Origin of the sequence: uncultured Porphyromonas sp. (assembly GCF_902489635.1) — a bacterium.
Taxonomy (GTDB): domain Bacteria; phylum Bacteroidota; class Bacteroidia; order Bacteroidales; family Porphyromonadaceae; genus Porphyromonas.
The window spans coordinates 28,621-46,059 of sequence record NZ_CABUAN010000015.1; the positions used below are offsets into that span (position 1 = coordinate 28,621).

Consider the following 17,439-nt stretch of genomic DNA (forward strand, 5'->3'; position numbering starts at 1 on the left):
AGTGCGAGCTTCACAGATTTGCTTATAAAAGAGGATAGTCCCTCTCCTCTACATAGAGAGAAGAGGGACTAAACAGATTAAATAGCGGGGATGTAGACACGATAGGCCTCACGATCTGTCTGGATGAAGTAGACACCAGCAGGTAGTGAGAGCTCCATGTCACCAGAGAGTAGCTGCTGTGCAACCATCTCACCAGCTGACGTGTAGATAGCTACTGGACGCGCCTCGTCGCTATGTACGTAGAGCGTACCAGCTGCGGTAGCGATAGAGAGCTTGGCTGCTGCAACCTCCTCAATAGCTGTATTGCTCTGACCAGATAGTGTGACAATCGTCTTGACATCGCCAGAGGTTAGGACGAGCTGAGCTGTAGCCTTGGCATTAGCTGCGATGGTCTTGTCTGGCGTGTAGGTGACCTTGAGGGTCGCAGGCTCATTAGAGACGGCGATCTCGCTCTTGTCCACTGAGTAGTACTTAGCACCCTCACCCTCGATCGTACAGGTGATAGCGTCCATGAGGTTCTTCTGTGTGACGATCAGATCGACAGACTTATGCTCACCGACAGGTATCATCGTGAAGTCGATCTCGCTCTGAGAGACCTTGATGTACTGCTCTGTCTCGGTCATTGCGTAGAGGTAAACCTCGTAGCTAGCTCCACCAGAAGTGAGGGTGAGCTTGCCGATACGCTCTTCGGGCGTCTTGGTGACAGCCGTCTTGAACTGAATCTCGAGAGCTCCACCCGTAGCGGGTAGCTCCTTGAGCTGTGCCGTAAAGCCTTCGCCAGAGCATGTCACCTGGATCGGATCTTTAAGGTCAGAAGCTAGGACTTGTAGAGTACCCTTGCCCTCTGATAGGTGGAGAGCCTTGCAGCTAGCAGAGACTGAGGGGAAGGGGAGCTTGTGGGCAACAAAGAGGCTAAACCAGCCCTTGTAAGTCATCTCTTTATAGCCCTCGGTCGTAAGGAGCTTAGCACTGTCGCGACAACGCGCAGCTGCTACATAGCTATTGGCGACTATATCGCCACCGAATGGAACCATAGCCTTACTTACCATCGGGTAGTCTTGTATAGAGCCCTCTGAGAGGTTGAGGTCTAGTACACGATAGTAGGTCTGCGCACCTAGAGCATAGGCATGCAAGATGACACGATCTCCCTGCGTAGAGATAGCCGTACAGTTGGAGATTCCCTTCTCTGGGAGGAGTGTATGCCACTCCGCATTGGGCTTGCCCGTAGCTTTGTCTATTGCTAGAGCATAGCCTCTGTGCATCTTGGTTTTTTGCTCGAGGATCACATTTCCCTCAGTATCAACAAGAGCTCCAACACAGCGACCTGCGATATAGACCTTGTCCTTGCCGACAGCTATGCCATCGACAAAAGCTACAGCCTTGACATCAATCTGAGAGATCCACGAGACCTTTAGATCTGTGTCTAGGCAGAGGGTGACAAGGCTCTCCTTATCGCTAGGGATGAGTTGCTTGCCATCGATGGTGATAGGGGTCTTCGCTTTACTTCCTGTGAAGCGTCCAGCCGCATAGAGCTTGCCGTCTTGATACTTGATGACCGTTAGCATAGAGCGCCCGATGGGGTCTCCCTGCTCGGTGAGATACTTGAGAAGGTTACCTTTGTTGTCAAACTTGAGGATGAAGAAGTCTCCAATCTGTTTCTGTGAGTCACCATTCCACCCGACATTGTTCTTCGCCTTGATGGTTGTCTCGCCGATGGTTATGGCCGTGCGGACGGCTCCACAGACATAGACGTTGCCCTCGGGATCTACAGCCGTGCCCTTGAAGTCGCAGCCCGTAGGGGTCCCGTAGCTATAGCGAGTTGCATCGGGCATAGGGGTGTGGTCTACTTCGAAAGCTTTGTGATACTCGATCTGTCCCGCAGCACTAACCTTGACAAGGAGTGGTATGATCTTGCGACGCGTAGCTCCTGCGGAGGCGTCGTCGCCAACTCCGACAAATAGAGACTTCATCTCTATATCGTAAGGAGTGCCGTCAGCCTGCACCAGGCGTAGCGTGTCTGTATTGCTCTTAGACTTAGCCTGAGCATCGCGTGCCATCAAGATGGTCACAAAGCCTCCGTCGGGAGTAGCCGTGATGCAGTTGACATTGTTTGCTATCTCTCCGCGGCTGTTGTATATGTGCCAGAGTAGCTTGCCCTCAGGAGTCAGTTTGTAGATAGTGAGGGCGGTGTTGCCGTTGGTAGCCGAGCCGTCATCGCCATAGGAGATTGCTTTGTCAGCATCGCTGGATGCGTCAAAGTTGAAGACTGAGCTAGCGTCCGTGCGCTCCTTACTGTAGAAGGCATTGCTCGCAAAGAGATTGCCATCCATTGAGGCGACCACCTGCTGAGGTACTTGCATACGGTCTACACTATTGGAGACAAGACGGTACCAGAGGAAGTTCTTTGCGACACCCTCGTCTGGAGTCTGAGCTATCGTCACACTCGCAGTACAGAAGAGCGTGAGGAGTATAAGTAATACTGGTAGTTGTTTTCGCATACTGAAGATATTTGATTGTTTGGATTTACTATTAGAATGAGATGCCACAGCGTATGGCTCCGTAGTTGCTACCACACAGACTCGTCTGCATATGGAGGTAGTCTAGTGAGAGCCACAGCGCATAGCTACTGCCGAGCTGATAGCCGTGAGTCATAGAGAGCCCGTAGGTCATCTGCGTGGAACTAGCTATCTGGAAGGCTCGCTCCAGTGTCTCAGCATAAGTAGGTATAGGCTGATGCTGAGGTGCTAACTGTAGCGAAGGGTGTCCCGTCTTTGCCCATACACTATAAGTAGGTGTCAGAGAGACAAAGTACTGCCCACGATAAAAGCTAACATACGGAGCCAATGTCCCTCCTAGATGGTAGAAGAGCCGCTCTGCTTGGGGTAGCAAGTCCTCCTCGTGTAGTCGATAGCCGAGCGAAGTGGATACGCCCCACGACCAAGGCGTGCGAGGCGTGTCCTGACTATCCCAAAAGCCTTTAGCACCAAACTCTAAGGTCTGGCCATAGTATGACCGCTCAGTGGCTATGCGTGGGTAGATATTTCCCTTAGGATCACCGAAGAGGTGGACAGCACCTCGACGTATGTCGCCCTGTGTGTAGAGTGCTACGCCCCAACGCCCCAGTCGTGCTGAGCGAGCGGTGTACCCCGCCTGCAGATCTATCGTGTGACTGGAGAGTGTCGAGAGGGGGAGGTTGTTGAGCTCTCGTATGATACGGTCGGTCGTTAGCAGATGCCACGCAGCCAAAGCATAGAAGCCTTGACGCGCCTCACTAGTAGGGGTTAGCCCGAGCGATATGCCATAAGATAGCCCTTGATAGAAGAGCGACGTATTGCCTCCCCTAAAGCGATAGTAGTCTCCCCCGATGCCCGTAAAGTGATATTCACTAGCCACTCCGAGCTCACTCAGGAAGCCTACCTGATTGTTTTGCTTGTAGCGACCTAGCGTACCTGCTAGAGCTAGCGCATAGTCGGTAAGTTGATAGCCGATGCCGATCTGCCCCTCCAGGTGTGTAGCCAGATTGCGAGGGCGAGGGTCTTGCGTGCGGTAGGCAAAGGTGGCGCGATAGTCAGCTGTCAGGGAGAGTAGCCAATTGCCGAGACGATGCACCGTACCTGCGCCAAAGGTGTAGAGATCTTGGTGCAGACGCGCTGTATGCGCCGTGTCTCCCATGACGTAGGGCGCGAGGAGGGGGTAGTCTGTCGTCTCGTTGAAGCGTATCCCCTCCGTAGCACGATAAGTGTAGGAGGCAGCACCCCAAGCGAAGTTGTTGCGCTGACGCAAAGCACTTTCGATATGCACCGACCCATCGATGTCTTGCTTGCCCAGTTGCGGGATCATTGTCTCGCCTCTATCTCGCCGCATAGCTCCGCCCAGCGAGAGGTCTGTACGAGAGCCTCGCTCTGAGAAAAAGTAGAGCGGCGACACTACTGGCGATACCGATAGGTCGTAGCCAGGTCGCCTCTGCTCTAGGAGCGACCCCGCCACCGAGAGGGTATCAGCAGGTCGTGAGGTCATCTCTGGCTCTTGCTGCTGCCCATAGAGCGAGCTCGTAAGCATACCTAGGAGACAGAGTAAGAGCGCAAGAGATCTGCTAAAACAAACCGAAGAATGATGCACCATAATCTATCGAAGAGACCTTACTGCTCAATAGGCACGACCCCATCATAAGTCTTAGTCGTGCAGGGTGTACCCTTAGCATTGATCGCTGTACCTTGCTCCTCAATGAGCGAGGCCGTGACCATCGGGTTGAAGTCCTCGAACGAGTTATTGGTGTCCTGCAGGATCACATGTCCCTCGGCATCCTTGCCTAGGTACTTACGTCGTACGCTGTGGAAGTAGCGATCTTTCTGTCCGTCTACTGTGCCACAGTTTGTATAGCCAGCGTCTATCGTCTCGGGTAGGATCGTCCACTGATGCACCGCCTCGACACTGCAATTGACTCCATCTATGATCCAATCGTTGGGTAGCTTATAGCATGAGCCTGACATATCATAGCTATTCCCATTGTGTGTCAAGACGTAGGTGTAGTCATACTTGTAGTCCTTGAGGTACTCCTCCTTAGTTATCGGCATACGGGCTATAGCGTACGATGCAAAGCCTCTATTGTGTAGGATGAAAAACGACTTCGTGTAGCAATACCACTTATCAAGGTTAGGCACTGTGGGACTATCAAAGTCTTGATGTGCCGGTGAGCTAGACACGTCATACCACTCAAAGTCAGCCTTGGATAGGTCGAAAGCATTGGGGTTATTCACCTTGTGGTCGATGCCTATGTCGCACAGTATCAGTCGCTCGCCAGGCTTCACGGGGTGCTCCTTACCACTGCCCGGGATGACATAGACGGCGTGTACTGCCATGGCTTCTTGACGTATGTCTGGCTTGTAGTCAAACTTGTTTGCGGGGTTAAATCCACTCTCACAGAAGGCGACCCCGTCTGCATAAAGGACTTTGTCTGTTCCATTGTAGAGAACCACATAGCTGGTCCCATGATACTGCTTGCCTGCAGGGGTCAGTGTGCCCGTAAAGAAAATCTCCTGAATGACAAAGTCCTGAACCGTAGGCACGATGCGTAGCTCTAGGCGTAGCTTGAGTGGCTCGGTCGTTTGGTCGGTCACCTCCATATTCTCAATCTGTGCGACCAGTCGTCCCTCCATTGAGACCCCTTTGAGCTTATAGCGGCAGTTTGCTGTGTAGTTTAGGTTGTACAGTCCAGGAGCGAGCTTGATACCCTCCAGCGTCTTATACTCCACGTCCTGACCCGTGGTGATGTTGCGTATCGTGAGGAGTTCCTCTTGTATGGTCAAGTCCGTGACATCCTCAGGCAGTGTGCGCTCGAAGAGGCAAGCGATGGTCTTTTGTTCCTTGGGATTGTCTGGTGTGACTGGGTCTGGACGACAGGCGGTCACAGTGACCAGCAGGGCTGGTAAAAGTAGTATATACAGTAATCGTTTCATAGAGATCTATTTGTTGAGTTGATTATATCTTAATGCGTAGCTCCATGCCAAAGTAAGGCGTGGCAGTACGTCTGAGTGTAGCCGTCCCCACCTTGTAGTCGGGCAGGTAGTCTAAGACATTGTTGGCAAAGAGCGATAGCGTAAAGAGCTTGCCCAGCTGCTTGGATACTTTTAGATTGATCCCAAGAGCTAGAGGTATGCGACTCGGCTTAAAGAGCGTGTCACTATAGCGTATCAAGAGATGCTGCAGATAGGTGTCTCGCTCTGACTCCGATGTGTAGGGGTGTAGCTTGCCGTCGTGCACATCTAGGTAAGCTATCGGACGACCATCCTGGGGGAGGCGGCGACGAGAGACCAGCCAGGTACTCTCTATGGCAGTCGTCAGGATAAGTCCCCACTGCGGGATCTGCGTGTCGAGGAGTAGGTTAGTCGAGAGCGACTGATTTTCCGATCCATCCTGCCAGTTGTAGAGCCCTAAGTATTGATCCGATAGGATTACATCTCCGTAGACTCCAGAGACGGCATAGAAGAGCGGTACGCTATTCGAGTAGGTAGAGCGAAACCATGCGCCCCCGAGGATCAGACTCGTATTGATCACGGGGATGCGCTCCGTCATAAGTTGAAACTCTACACCCTCCTTGCGGATCATACTGCCATTCTCTGGGCGACTCGTCGACTCGATACGCGCAGCGGGAGTGTAGGGGATGGTAGAGATGTCGGGCTGTCCCGTCAGCTGGGTATAGTCGATCGCCGAGGCGTCATACTTATTATAGGCATAGACCTGTGCCGTGGAGCGGTATCTAAAGCCCGTGGTCATCAACTCGCGAAAGTAACTCACGGAGACTTTGTTACGTCCCCACTCGGCCGAGAGACGTAGGTCTAGCTTCTGATTGCGCGTAGCGCGTAGCTTATAGTTCGTTGCGTCCTCTATGTAGGTGCGGACGTAGTATAGACTGCGCTCATAAGGTGCATTGATGTCGTAGTAAGCTAGCTGCGTTATATCTATGTAGCGCGGGTCGGGGTATAGATAGTTGAGTGTAGGCATACGAGTCGTCAGGCCCCAGCCGGCATCGAGTGAGAGCTTGAGATCTCGTGACAGCAGCTCCCAGGTAGGCAAGCTCCAGCGCAGGTTGACACGTGGATCTAGGTAAGGCTTATAGCTCAGCGTGTACTGTGGTGCTAAGCCTAAGAGCATGGAGAGTCGTACGCCTGCCTCTAGCTGGAGCGTATGCGCTCCGAGCGGTTGCCTGTATAGATCCTCCGCATAGAGTGCTAGCTGCTGCAAGGCGGGAATCTGGTAGTAGGGTCGTGGACGACTGTCCCACGCTTTGGGAAAGAGTGGATAGGAGAGGTCGTAGACCTGCCCGCGACCGAAGTTTTTGGACAGTTCATAGTTAAAGCCTCCCTTCAACTTATGCGAAGCTTTTCCCCACTCTATATTATATAGTGTCTGGCCCTTGGCAAAAAGCGTCAGAGGCTTACCATCGCTCACATAGTCTGCTATATACTCACCGCCGATCAGTCTAGCCTCGTGCTCGCCAGCCTGGTCGCCCGTAGGGGTTATAGACATGCGGTCTGGAGCTACGAGACGGCGCTGATGTAGGTAGTCAAACTGCTGCGCAGCGGATAGTGTTAGCTCCACCCGTTGTAGGCCCTCCCTGCGGCCTGACGGAGCGTATATATAGCGTGAGGTGAGTGCTATACGGTTGTAGTCTGTGCGGTACTCATCGGTGCGTCCGTAGGAGAGGTCGGGGTCTACCTTATTCTTGTCAAAGGTACCCGTATAGTCTCCACTCACCTCCCATCTATGCGCTTGGTCACTACTCGTACCGTGATAGCGCAGTGAGCCAGTCAAGCGCCGGTAAGTTTCAAAGGGAACACGTGGATCGGGCTTAGCATCTAGATAGCTCACATCCCCATTGAGGATGTGGTGCTGGGAGGGTGTGAGGGCAAAGCCTTTCTCCACAGAGGCCAGCTTGCTATAACCATCTACCTTAAAGCGACTCAGCATAGGCGAGGCTTGTCGCTTACGATGCACCAGCACCACACCCGAGGTGATATTGCCATACTCTACGGAGGGGACACCACGGATGAACTCGACCCGCTCTATATTGTCCGTCTGTAGCGTGCGCATATCCACACCTCGATTCACATTGACCTTGCCAGCACCAAGGAGCGAGCCAGACGGCGAGGCTGTGTACTGCATATCCGCATCCGTGTTGAGCGGAGCTCCATCTACCATAAAGAGGGTACCCAGCGAACTGATGGCGTAGTCTTGGTTGTTCGTCTTATTGCCCTGCATATTGATAGTGCCTGTCTCACGGAGCAAGAGGTTATTGACCCCACTCATATTAGGTATGCTACTCTTGCCACCAGGTAGGAGTGCCGTCAGGTCGGAGAAGCTACTAGGCTGCAGATGATCGATAGCTGCCCGCTCGATCGTCGAGGAGCTGGTCAGCTGTCGTCCCTCCTGCGCAGTCACGACCACCTCTCCTAGTATCTGCTCCAGCTTAAAGGGGATGCGCAGGTATTGGTCTCGCTGCAAGGTGATCGTCTGCTCCTTGCGCAGACCTGCGTAGCGCACCTGTAGGCGGTATCGCCCCGCTAGTACAGACTGAAAGGCAAAGCGTCCGTCATCATCCGTGTAGGTCACGACATCTTTATGCCCCTCGGCAGAGAGAGCCACTAGAGCGTAGGCTATCGGCTCGCTAGTAGTCGCATCGTACACCATCCCGGTGAAGGTATGACGGGCACCCTGAGCATATAGACTCCAGGAGAGCAATGAAAAGAGTATGTAGGATAGAAGAACTCTACGGATAGACCTACTCATAGGAGAAGCATAAAAACCTCTGCAAAGGTACGGCGGCTTCGCCCCCGAAGAAATAACTACTAGTAGGTATTTTGACCTCTTCCACTCATTGATATTGGGTAGGAGCTGTGAGCAAGGAGTCAAAAGTTCGGCCTGCTCCCTGGCTGGACAAATACAACGCCGACTCGTTACAATAATTTAGAGTTGACGACATATCGATACGGAGCTGTGTCGGGGAAAAGTGATATCCACGTGGAGATTTGAGATTCTCCACGTGGATATTCGAGAAAGGAGGTAATCGGACGAATTCCCCCGTAAAGATATGTAAATAGTGGTTAGTGGTTAGAAGTTAGAGGTTATAGAGCGGAGCCTCGGGATTGACGGGAAGCTGGCTGGTGGGTCGGGACACGTTTTTGGCGGGAACGGGCGATATCTACGTGGAGATTTATCCGAAGAGACAAGAGACAAAAAAGCACCGCCTGCGTAGGAGTGACCTACACGGGCGGTGCTTTAGTTATGTAGCCTACAGATCGAGGCGGCTTACTGCTTCTTGTCGAGCAGGTTGCGGATCTCGGTCAGTAGCTTGACCTCGTCAGAGGGCTCGGGAGCGGGTGCTTCGGGCTCCTCATGCTTTCTCCTCAGACTATTGATCGCACGGATCATCATGAAGATGACCAGCGCGATGATGAGGAAGTCGACGACGTTCTGAATGAAGAGTCCGTAGTTGAGCGTCGTAGCTGCGACGATCTCCTCGCCAGCGGCATTGAACTCAGCGGGCTTGATCACATAAGCGAGCTCGGAGAAGTTGATACCACCCGTAAATAGCCCAATCACGGGCATCAGGATGTCGTCAACAAGTGAGGAGACAATCTTGCCAAAGGCTCCGCCGATGATGATACCGACTGCCATATCCATGACATTGCCACGGAGGACAAACTCCTTGAATTCTTGCTTGAAACTAGCCATAGTGTTGTTTATTTATTTAGTTCATCGATGAGCTCTGGAGTGCAGGCACAAAAAGCTGGGATCAGGTTGCGGTCGCCAAAGCCGTTGTCTATGCGAGACACATTGACCCAAAACTTATTGTCCTCAAGGTAGGGTAGTGCGAAGGCTGCCTGCTGACGTGTGTAAGCGTGATGCCACTCGTCGGCACAGACCTCGTACTGCGGGTGTGGTGCGTTCTTGATGACGTTGTCCTCTGCGTCAGCCTTGCCCGAAGCGATATCTTGAGCCTCTTGGTAGATCTGATTCATCACAGCGACAAAGCGGTCTAGCTCAGCCTTGCTTTCGCTTTCGGTCGGCTCGATCATGAGCGTGCCGTGAACGGGGAAGGAAACCGTCGGAGCGTGATAGCCGAAGTCCATCAGGCGCTTAGAGATGTCTCCCTCGTCGACGCCTGCCTGAGCCTTGACGCCACGACAGTCGAGGATCATCTCGTGTCCGACGAAGCCACGGTCGCCCGTATAGACAACACCGTAGTTGTCGTGGAAGCGTGCCTTCAGATAGTTGGCATTGAGGATCGCCATAGCGGTAGCCTGACGCAAGCCTTCGTAGCCTAGGAGGCGAATGTAAGCGTAGGTGATCACAAAGACTCCAGCACTACCGAAGGGTGCTGCCGATACTTGGTTTGTAGCATCAGACCAGCGCTCCACATGCTTGGGTAGATAGGGTACCAAGTGCTCAGTGACACAGATCGGACCGACACCAGGACCGCCACCACCGTGCGGGATCGCAAAGGTCTTGTGTAGGTTCAGGTGGCAGACGTCAGCTCCCATATAGCCGGGGTTGGTCCAGCCTACCTGCGCATTGAGGTTGGCACCGTCCATATAGACCTGTCCGCCGATCTCGTGGATGCGGTCGATGATGGTGCGGATATTGCTCTCGAAGATGCCGTGCGTACTCGGATAGGTGATCATGATGGCTGCGATACGATCCTTGTACTGCTCGGTGAGCTCCATAAAGTGATCCATATCGATATCGCCATTGTCGGCCGTGCGGATGGTGATCGTGTCAAAGCCTGCCTGTACAGCACTCGCGGGGTTGGTGCCGTGTGCAGAGGCGGGTAGGATGACGAGGTCACGAGCACCCTGACCGGTAGCCTGTAGATAGCTACGTATGACGCGCAGACCGGTGTACTCACCAGCAGCTCCTGAGTTGGGCTGGAGCGAAGCACCCTTCATACCCGTAATCTCGCAGAGGAGAGCGGACAGATTGCGTATCATCTCTAGGTAGCCCTCGACCTGATCATCGGGAGCGTAGGGATGGATATTGGCAAACTGTGGATTGCTCAGCTGTGCTACCTCCGAAGCAGCATTGAGCTTCATGGTGCAGGAGCCTAGCGAAATCATAGACTGAGCCAGTGAGATATCCTTGCGGTCTAGTCGCTTGATGTAGCGCATCAGCTCGGTCTCGGAGTGATACTTCTGAAAGGTGTCATACTGCAGGAAGTCACTCTGGCGAGCGAACTTCTTGTCGAAGTAAACCTTCGTCTCATTGACCTCAACGCCCTCGATGTCGCCCTCTTTGCCCTGGAGCTGTGCGAAGATGTAGAGGAGTACGGACAGGTCGCTCTCGAGTGTGGTCTCATCGATGCTGATGCCGACGTGACGACCATCCTCGTAGTAGCGTAGGTTGACCTGGCAGTCGAGGGCGATTTCACGGAGCTTCTCGGCAGCGAGTCCCTCGGGTAGCTCGATGTATAGAGTGTCGAAGAAGTTGTCGTTGAGCTGCTTGTAGCCCATCGCCTCAAGTTGCTCTGCTAGATAACCTGCATAAGCATGGATGCGGTGAGCGATGTTACGTAGCCCCTCGGGACCATGGTAAACAGCGTAGAAGCCGCTCATCGTAGCGAGCAGAGCCTGTGCTGTACAGATGTTGCTAGTAGCACGCTCACGCTTGATGTGCTGCTCGCGTGTCTGTAGCGCTAGACGATAGGCGGGACGACCGTAGGTGTCCTTGGAGATACCGATGATACGTCCAGGGATGGTGCGCTTATAGTCCATCGTAGAGGCTAGATAGCCGGCACTAGGACCGCCGAAGTACATGGGGATACCGAAGCGCTGTGCAGATCCGAAGACGATGTCTGCGCCCCACTCGCCTGGAGGTGTGAGGAGCACGAGACTCATCAGGTCGGCGGCTACGGCTACACGTACACCCGCAGCCTTGGCACGCTCCATAAAGTCGTGGTAGCAGTGGATGCTACCCTTTTCGTCTGGGTACTGAATGATAGCTCCGAAGACCTTGTCTGTAAAGTCAAAGGTCTCGTAGTCGCCTACGACGATCTCCATACCTTGCTGGGGAACGCGTGTCTGGATGACTGCCTGCGTAGAGGCAAAGACGCGCTTGTCGATGAAGAGCTGGTTGGCTTCGGCCTTCTTCTGCTCTCTAGACCGCTCGTTGTAAAGCATGAGGGCAGCCTCGGCGCCTGCGGTAGCTTCGTCAAGTAGCGAGCAGTTGGTCAGAGGCAGTCCTGTCAGATCTGTGATGATGGTCTGGAAGTTAAAGAGTGCCTCGAGACGACCCTGCGATACCTCAGCCTGGTAAGGTGTGTAGCTGGTGTACCATACGGGATTCTCTAGGACATTGCGGATGATAGGCTGTGGAGTCACTGTATCATACCAGCCCATACCGATGTATGAGGTGAAGATACGATTGCGAGATCCTAGCTCGAAGAGATGCTCGCTGAGCTCACGCTCAGTCATTGGCTCTGGTAGATCGAGAGGCTTCTCGAGGAAGATGCCCTCGGGGTATACCTTGTGCATTAGCGCATCTACGCTGTCTACGCCGACGACCTGGAGCATCTCGGGCAGGTCAGCCTCGGAGATGCCTATGTGACGATAGGCAAAGTTTCTTGTATCCATCTATTTTAGTTGATATAAGGGTTATTACTTTTTTCGTTGTATATGGTTGTGTGTGGTCCATGCCCTGGGTAGACGATGGTGTCGTCGGGCAGGGGACGCAGTTGGGTCTTGATACTATGGAGGAGTGTCTGGTAGTCTCCGCCTGGGAGGTCACTGCGACCGATGTCGCCTCGGAAGAGTACGTCGCCTGTGAAGACGATCCGCTCGCTCGGTAGGTAGTAAGCGACATGGCCTGCTGTATGTCCTGGCACGAAGAGATCGTAGATAGGTAGCTCGCCCAGTCGTAGCGGCTGGTCGCTCGGCAGTGGATGGATCTGAGAGAGATCGAAGGCCCCTTCTGGTACCTCGAATCCCCAAGCGCGCATCTGCGCCTCGGGAGAGACCGCCTGTGCTAGCTCGACAGGGTGTGCATAAGCTTTTGCCTCGGGGAAGGTCTGGAGTGCCCAGGGCAAGCCCCAGAGATGGTCGAAGTGCAGGTGCGTGAAGAGGAGCAGGTCTACGCTCAGCTCCCACTGCTTGATGCGCTGTGCGAGACGCTCTTGCTCGCTTGCGGTGGCGCATCCGCAGTCGATGATGGCTGCGTGACCATCGCTGGTCGAGAGAAGGTAAGTGTTTTCCTGTATGACGTTACATACGAATGTAGATACTTCGCAGTTCATAGTCCTTTTCGGTTAGTTGGTTTGTCCTGCTTGGCGACATAGACGATCCATTTGTCCTGATAGTAGTCGGGGTAGTCAGCCAGTGTACTGATCGCGGTGAGCTGTGCGGGCACTCCTGCTTGCGTTATCTCCTCGCTGAGATCGCCGCCCTTGAGACAGTAGATGCCAGAGCGGGGAGCTTGTGAGCCTTGGAGCATGTGCTGTGTGTACTCATAGAGACGTCCCAGAGGCATGGCAGCGCGTGACACGATGTAGTCGCAGTGGAGGTCGCAGCTCTCGACACGGGTGTGGTGCGTAGAGACATTGGTCAGGCCTATCTCGTCAGCGATGGACTGAGCTACGTGGAGCTTCTTGGCAATGCTGTCTATCAGCAGGAACTGATATTGAGGATATAGGATAGCCAACGGGATGCTGGGGAAGCCACCGCCACAGCCCACGTCAGCAATGGTGTAGCTGGTCGGCTCGTGGGGCAGAAGCCACGCGAGTGCCAGTGAGTGCATCACGTGGTGCAGGTAGAGATTGTCTATGTCTCGCCGGGAGATGACGTTGATGCGTGCATTCCACTCTTTGTAGAGCGGATAGAGCGCGGTCAACTGCTGCTGGGCAGTTGGGGAGAGCGCAGGAAACTGCCTCAGGAGCCTATCCAATTGCTCCGTGGGGGTCGTGCTTGGTGTGGTGGGCATCTCTACAAACGCACAATTAATAGGGGGAGAAGCGTCATATCTCCCCACAAATGTACGAAAAAAGAGCACAACCCACGGTGTAGTGAGTTGTGCTCTTGATCTTTTCGTGCTGCTCTTCTACTAGAAGCCGCAGCAAAGTGTAGGGCGCTGTCTAGTTAGTCTACGAAGGTGAGCTGCTTGTCAGCCCCTACGTCTAGCGTAATAGGCTTCGTGCGCTCTACGGTGCCAGCAAGGAGTGCCTTCGAGAGCTCGTTGAGGACGAGACGCTGTATGACACGCTTGACAGGACGTGCGCCAAACTCGGGATCGTAGCCCCGCTCGGCTAGCAGGTCGATGGCGGCATCGCTGTAGTGGAGCGTTACGCCGTTCTCCTTGAGTGTACGAGCTACCTTGTCGAGCTGTAGACGTACGATCTGAGCGATCTGAGGCTTAGTCAGCGGCGTGAAGACGATGGTCTCGTCGATACGGTTGACAAACTCAGGACGGATCGTCTGCTTGAGTAGCGTCTTGACCTCTTCCTCGGTGCGCTCGATGACCTCTTCGCGGTTCTGCTCGTCGATATGCTCGAAGTTGCGACGGATCAAGTCGGAGCCTAGGTTGCTGGTCATGATGATGATCGTGTTCTTGAAGTTGACCACGTGCCCCTTGTTGTCCGTAAGCCTGCCATCGTCCAGTACTTGGAGGAGTAGGTTGAAGACGTCGGGGTGAGCCTTCTCAATCTCATCAAAGAGCACAACCGAGTATGGCTTGCGCCTGATAGCTTCGGTGAGTTGACCACCCTCGTCGTAACCGACGTAGCCGGGAGGTGCTCCTATGAGTCGAGTCGCGCTAAACTTCTCCTGATACTCGCTCATATCGATACGAGTCATCATGTGCTCATCGTCAAAGAGACACTCAGCCAAAGCTCTGGCCACCTCAGTCTTACCGACACCTGTCGTGCCGAGGAAGATAAAGGAGCCAATCGGTCTATTGGGGTCCTGCAAGCCGGCACGGCTACGACGCACCGCATCGGCAATAGCGGTGATCGCCTCCTCCTGACCGACAACACGCTTGTGCAGCTCGGTCTCTAGGTTGAGGAGCTTGTCGCGCTCGCTCATGAGCATACGGCTTACGGGGATACCAGTCCAGCGCGCTACGATGTCAGCGATATCTTCGGCTGTCACCTCTTCGGTGATTAGGGCGGTGCCAGATGCACGCTGCTCGGCAAGCTTCTTATTGATCTGAGCTATCTGATCATCGATCTCCTTGAGTCGTCCGTAGCGTAGCTCAGCCACACGACCGTAGTCGCCTAGTCGCTCCGCTTTGTCGGCCTCGATAGAGGTTTGCTCACGCTCTACCTTCAGCTGCTGTGCCTCATTGACTAGATCTTTCTCACCATGCCATTGAGCTGCCAGTGCATTGCGCTCCTCCTCTAGATCGGCTATCTGCTTGGAGAGAGCCGCCAGCTTAGGCTCGTCGTGCTCACGCTTGATCGCCTCACGCTCTATCTCTAGCTGCTTGATACGACGCTCTAGCTCGTCTAGTTCTTCGGGCATCGAGTCTATCTGGATGCGTAGTCGTGCAGCAGCCTCGTCCACGAGGTCGATCGCCTTGTCGGGGAGGAAGCGGTCGGTGATGTATCGCTCGCTCAGCTGTACAGCCGCTAGGATAGCATCATCTTGGATACGCACCTTGTGGTGGTTTTCGTACCGCTCCTTCAGACCTCTGAGGATAGAGATACTGCTCATCTCGTCTGGCTCGTCGACCATTACCATCTGGAAGCGACGCTCGAGAGCCTTGTCCTTCTCAAAGTACTTGCGGTACTCATCGAGGGTAGTGGCACCGATAGCCCGTAGCTCACCACGAGCGAGGGCCGGCTTGAGAATGTTTGCCGCGTCCATAGCACCTTGCGAAGCTCCCGCACCGACGAGTGTGTGGATCTCATCGATGAAGAGGATTACCTCACCATTGGAGGCGGTCACCTCGTTGACGACTGACTTGAGACGCTCCTCAAACTCTCCCTGATACTTTGCTCCTGCTATGAGAGCACCCATATCGAGTGAGTAGATGAGCTTGTCTTTGAGGTTCTCAGGCACGTCACCACGTATGACACGGTGCGCCAACCCCTCAGCGATGGCGGTCTTACCGACACCCGGCTCACCGACGAGGATAGGGTTGTTTTTCGTACGGCGAGAGAGTATCTGTAGGACACGACGTATCTCCTCGTCACGACCTATGACCGGGTCTAGCTTGCCCTCACGAGCTCGCTCGCAAAGGTTGATAGCGTACTTGCCAAGGGCGTTATACTGCTGATCACTCGTGGCGGAGTCTACCTTGCGTCCCTTGCGCAGCTCACGGATAGCCGCCTCAGCGTCAGCGTAGGTCAAGCCTGCATCGAGGAGTAGCTGACGCGCATCGCTGGTCACCTTGAGAAGGGCTAGGAAGATATGCTCCACAGCTATGTATTGGTCACCCATCTCACTAGCTATCTGCTCGGACTGGGTGAGCACTTGGTTTGTCTGGTTAGAGAGGTAAGGCTCTCCGCCAGATACGTGAGGCAGACGCTCCAGTTGCTGTGCTACCGACTGCTCTATCTGGTGCATGTAAGCACCTGCCTTGGTAGCGACATACTCGACGACGTCACGCCCCTCACGTAGCAGCGCATCTAGGAGGCATATAGGCTCTAGAGCCTGATGCTCCTGCTGACGCGCTTGGGCGATCATCGTTTGGATCACCCGCTGCGATTTGATGGTGTACTTATCTATGTTCATGTGTTTAAGGTTTGATTTTGACTACCTCAAGCAACTGATGTGCCAAAGGACAAAATGTCACGCACTAGCATCTTTAGTTCATACAAAAGAAGAGAAGGCAAGCACATTTCGCTCACCTCCTCTTACTATTATATATATATAAGGGTGTCTTGATTGGCAGCTTACCTCTTCGGGGCCGTAGAAGTGGCAATCTGTAGTCTCAGCCCGAAGCCAGCCCCATCGGTAGCTGGCACAGACTGGATGCAAAGCCACAAGTCACCCTCGGGGTATCGGTCTCTACAATAAGCATGGAAGAGTGGCCCTTTTCTTTCATCCTTTGTCATACTAAAGTCGTCGGTAAAGCCGTACCCCTGAGCGATACTCTTGAGTAGGTCGTAAGCTTCGCTGTCTTTTTGGTACGCTTTGATGAGAATGTCTTCATTGGATAGATAGGCGGTGAAGAGTAGCAGGAAAGATCGATCCGTACGTCCAGGAGTGTATCTGTAAGCGATGCGCTTGATGTAGCGCATATCGGTATAATTACCTTTTTGACTCGGGGCAATAAAGGAGAGTGCGTAGGAAGAGCCCCCAGGCACCTTGCGATCATCTTCCAAGAGCCAGTCTTTAGCCTCGTTTGCCGCCTGTATCTCATCCTTGCGTTGCTCTATCTCCGCAAGGATTGGTATGTAGATTGGGACAAATCGTCTGTCGGGGTCATCAGCTCCTATATATCTCTTGGCATCAATCTGGACAGCCGGCAAGACTTGGACAGAAACGGTGGCACGAGCTTCGCCAGCAGCGATAGTTATAGTACAGTGCCCCTCAGCCACGGCGGTTACTAATCCTTGGCTGCTGACGGTGGCGACAGCCTCATTTGTTGACTGGTAGGTGTATCGCAGTGTCGCATCGGCGGGTGTCGCTGAGACGCTCAGCTGTGCACGCTTTCCTACCCGTAGTGAGAGCCTCTCGGGTGAGACGGAGAGCGTCGTGTGAGTAGGCTCCGTGGATGGGTTCGGCGTTGTGCCTGGCTCCTTGCGACAAGCTATGAGAGAGAGCGTCAGAGCTAGGAGTAAAACGTTTAATGGTAGTGTCTTGAAGAACATATGGTTGGATCTTAGGGGGGTAGAGAGTCTTTTTGTCTAAGTGGTACAAAGGTAGAAAAAACATGCCACTTGTCGCACTGTGCCCTCGTACATTCCACCCGCTAATGCAATTTCTCAAGAATGATGTTTTTGATAACTTC

10 protein-coding genes are annotated in these 17,439 nt (G+C 53.7%); all 10 read right to left on the reverse strand.

From position 1 onward, the window contains the following. Positions 1–77 precede the first annotated feature (77 nt). The gene (locus RDM37_RS04420) at positions 78–2,498 is read right to left on the reverse strand and encodes a hypothetical protein (RefSeq protein WP_308555351.1); all 2,421 of its coding nucleotides are present in this window, start codon (positions 2,496–2,498) and stop codon (positions 78–80) included. 31 nt (positions 2,499–2,529) lie between these two features. Beyond that, positions 2,530–4,059 carry a DUF6850 family outer membrane beta-barrel protein gene (locus RDM37_RS04425; RefSeq protein ID WP_308555353.1) on the reverse strand — a complete coding sequence of 510 codons (1,530 nt, stop codon included), beginning with the start codon at positions 4,057–4,059 and terminating at the stop codon, positions 2,530–2,532. 80 nt (positions 4,060–4,139) lie between these two features. Further along, the gene (locus RDM37_RS04430) at positions 4,140–5,456 is read right to left on the reverse strand and encodes a DUF4876 domain-containing protein (protein ID WP_308555355.1); all 1,317 of its coding nucleotides are present in this window, start codon (positions 5,454–5,456) and stop codon (positions 4,140–4,142) included. Positions 5,457–5,478: 22 nt separating this feature from the next. Beyond that, positions 5,479–8,286, reverse strand: coding sequence for a TonB-dependent receptor (locus RDM37_RS04435; protein ID WP_308555357.1), 2,808 nt, complete (start codon positions 8,284–8,286; stop codon positions 5,479–5,481). Between the two features lie 519 nt (positions 8,287–8,805). Beyond that, positions 8,806–9,231 carry a large-conductance mechanosensitive channel protein MscL gene (mscL, locus tag RDM37_RS04440; protein WP_308555360.1) on the reverse strand — a complete coding sequence of 142 codons (426 nt, stop codon included), beginning with the start codon at positions 9,229–9,231 and terminating at the stop codon, positions 8,806–8,808. 8 nt (positions 9,232–9,239) lie between these two features. Then, entirely contained in the window at positions 9,240–12,125 is a 2,886-nt protein-coding gene (gcvP, locus tag RDM37_RS04445; protein ID WP_308555363.1) for an aminomethyl-transferring glycine dehydrogenase, read from the reverse strand. Between the two features lie 5 nt (positions 12,126–12,130). Continuing rightward, positions 12,131–12,784, reverse strand: coding sequence for an MBL fold metallo-hydrolase (locus tag RDM37_RS04450; RefSeq protein ID WP_308555365.1), 654 nt, complete (start codon positions 12,782–12,784; stop codon positions 12,131–12,133). Continuing rightward, entirely contained in the window at positions 12,781–13,467 is a 687-nt protein-coding gene (gene rsmG, locus RDM37_RS04455; protein WP_308555367.1) for a 16S rRNA (guanine(527)-N(7))-methyltransferase RsmG, read from the reverse strand. Before rsmG ends, RDM37_RS04450 begins: the two co-directional genes overlap by 4 nt. Positions 13,468–13,622: 155 nt before the next feature. Then, positions 13,623–16,217: an ATP-dependent chaperone ClpB gene (gene clpB, locus RDM37_RS04460; RefSeq protein WP_308555369.1), complete on the reverse strand. Its 2,595-nt coding sequence runs from the start codon at positions 16,215–16,217 to the stop codon at positions 13,623–13,625. Positions 16,218–16,378: 161 nt separating this feature from the next. Next, the gene (locus tag RDM37_RS04465; RefSeq protein ID WP_308555371.1) at positions 16,379–17,299 is read right to left on the reverse strand and encodes an Ig-like domain-containing protein; all 921 of its coding nucleotides are present in this window, start codon (positions 17,297–17,299) and stop codon (positions 16,379–16,381) included. Between the last annotated feature and the right edge of the window lie 140 nt (positions 17,300–17,439).

Bases quoted from the DNA above. Each gene is read 5' to 3' on its own strand.
- RDM37_RS04420 (WP_308555351.1), bottom strand. From the start codon at position 2,498: ATGCGAAAACAACTACCAGTATTACTTATACTCCTCACGCTCTTCTGT.
- RDM37_RS04425 (WP_308555353.1), bottom strand. From the start codon at position 4,059: ATGCTTACGAGCTCGCTCTATGGGCAGCAGCAAGAGCCAGAGATGACC.
- RDM37_RS04430 (WP_308555355.1), bottom strand. From the start codon at position 5,456: ATGAAACGATTACTGTATATACTACTTTTACCAGCCCTGCTGGTCACT.
- RDM37_RS04435 (WP_308555357.1), bottom strand. From the start codon at position 8,286: ATGAGTAGGTCTATCCGTAGAGTTCTTCTATCCTACATACTCTTTTCA.
- mscL (WP_308555360.1), bottom strand. From the start codon at position 9,231: ATGGCTAGTTTCAAGCAAGAATTCAAGGAGTTTGTCCTCCGTGGCAAT.
- gcvP (WP_308555363.1), bottom strand. From the start codon at position 12,125: ATGGATACAAGAAACTTTGCCTATCGTCACATAGGCATCTCCGAGGCT.
- RDM37_RS04450 (WP_308555365.1), bottom strand. From the start codon at position 12,784: ATGAACTGCGAAGTATCTACATTCGTATGTAACGTCATACAGGAAAAC.
- rsmG (WP_308555367.1), bottom strand. From the start codon at position 13,467: ATGCCCACCACACCAAGCACGACCCCCACGGAGCAATTGGATAGGCTC.
- clpB (WP_308555369.1), bottom strand. From the start codon at position 16,217: ATGAACATAGATAAGTACACCATCAAATCGCAGCGGGTGATCCAAACG.
- RDM37_RS04465 (WP_308555371.1), bottom strand. From the start codon at position 17,299: ATGTTCTTCAAGACACTACCATTAAACGTTTTACTCCTAGCTCTGACG.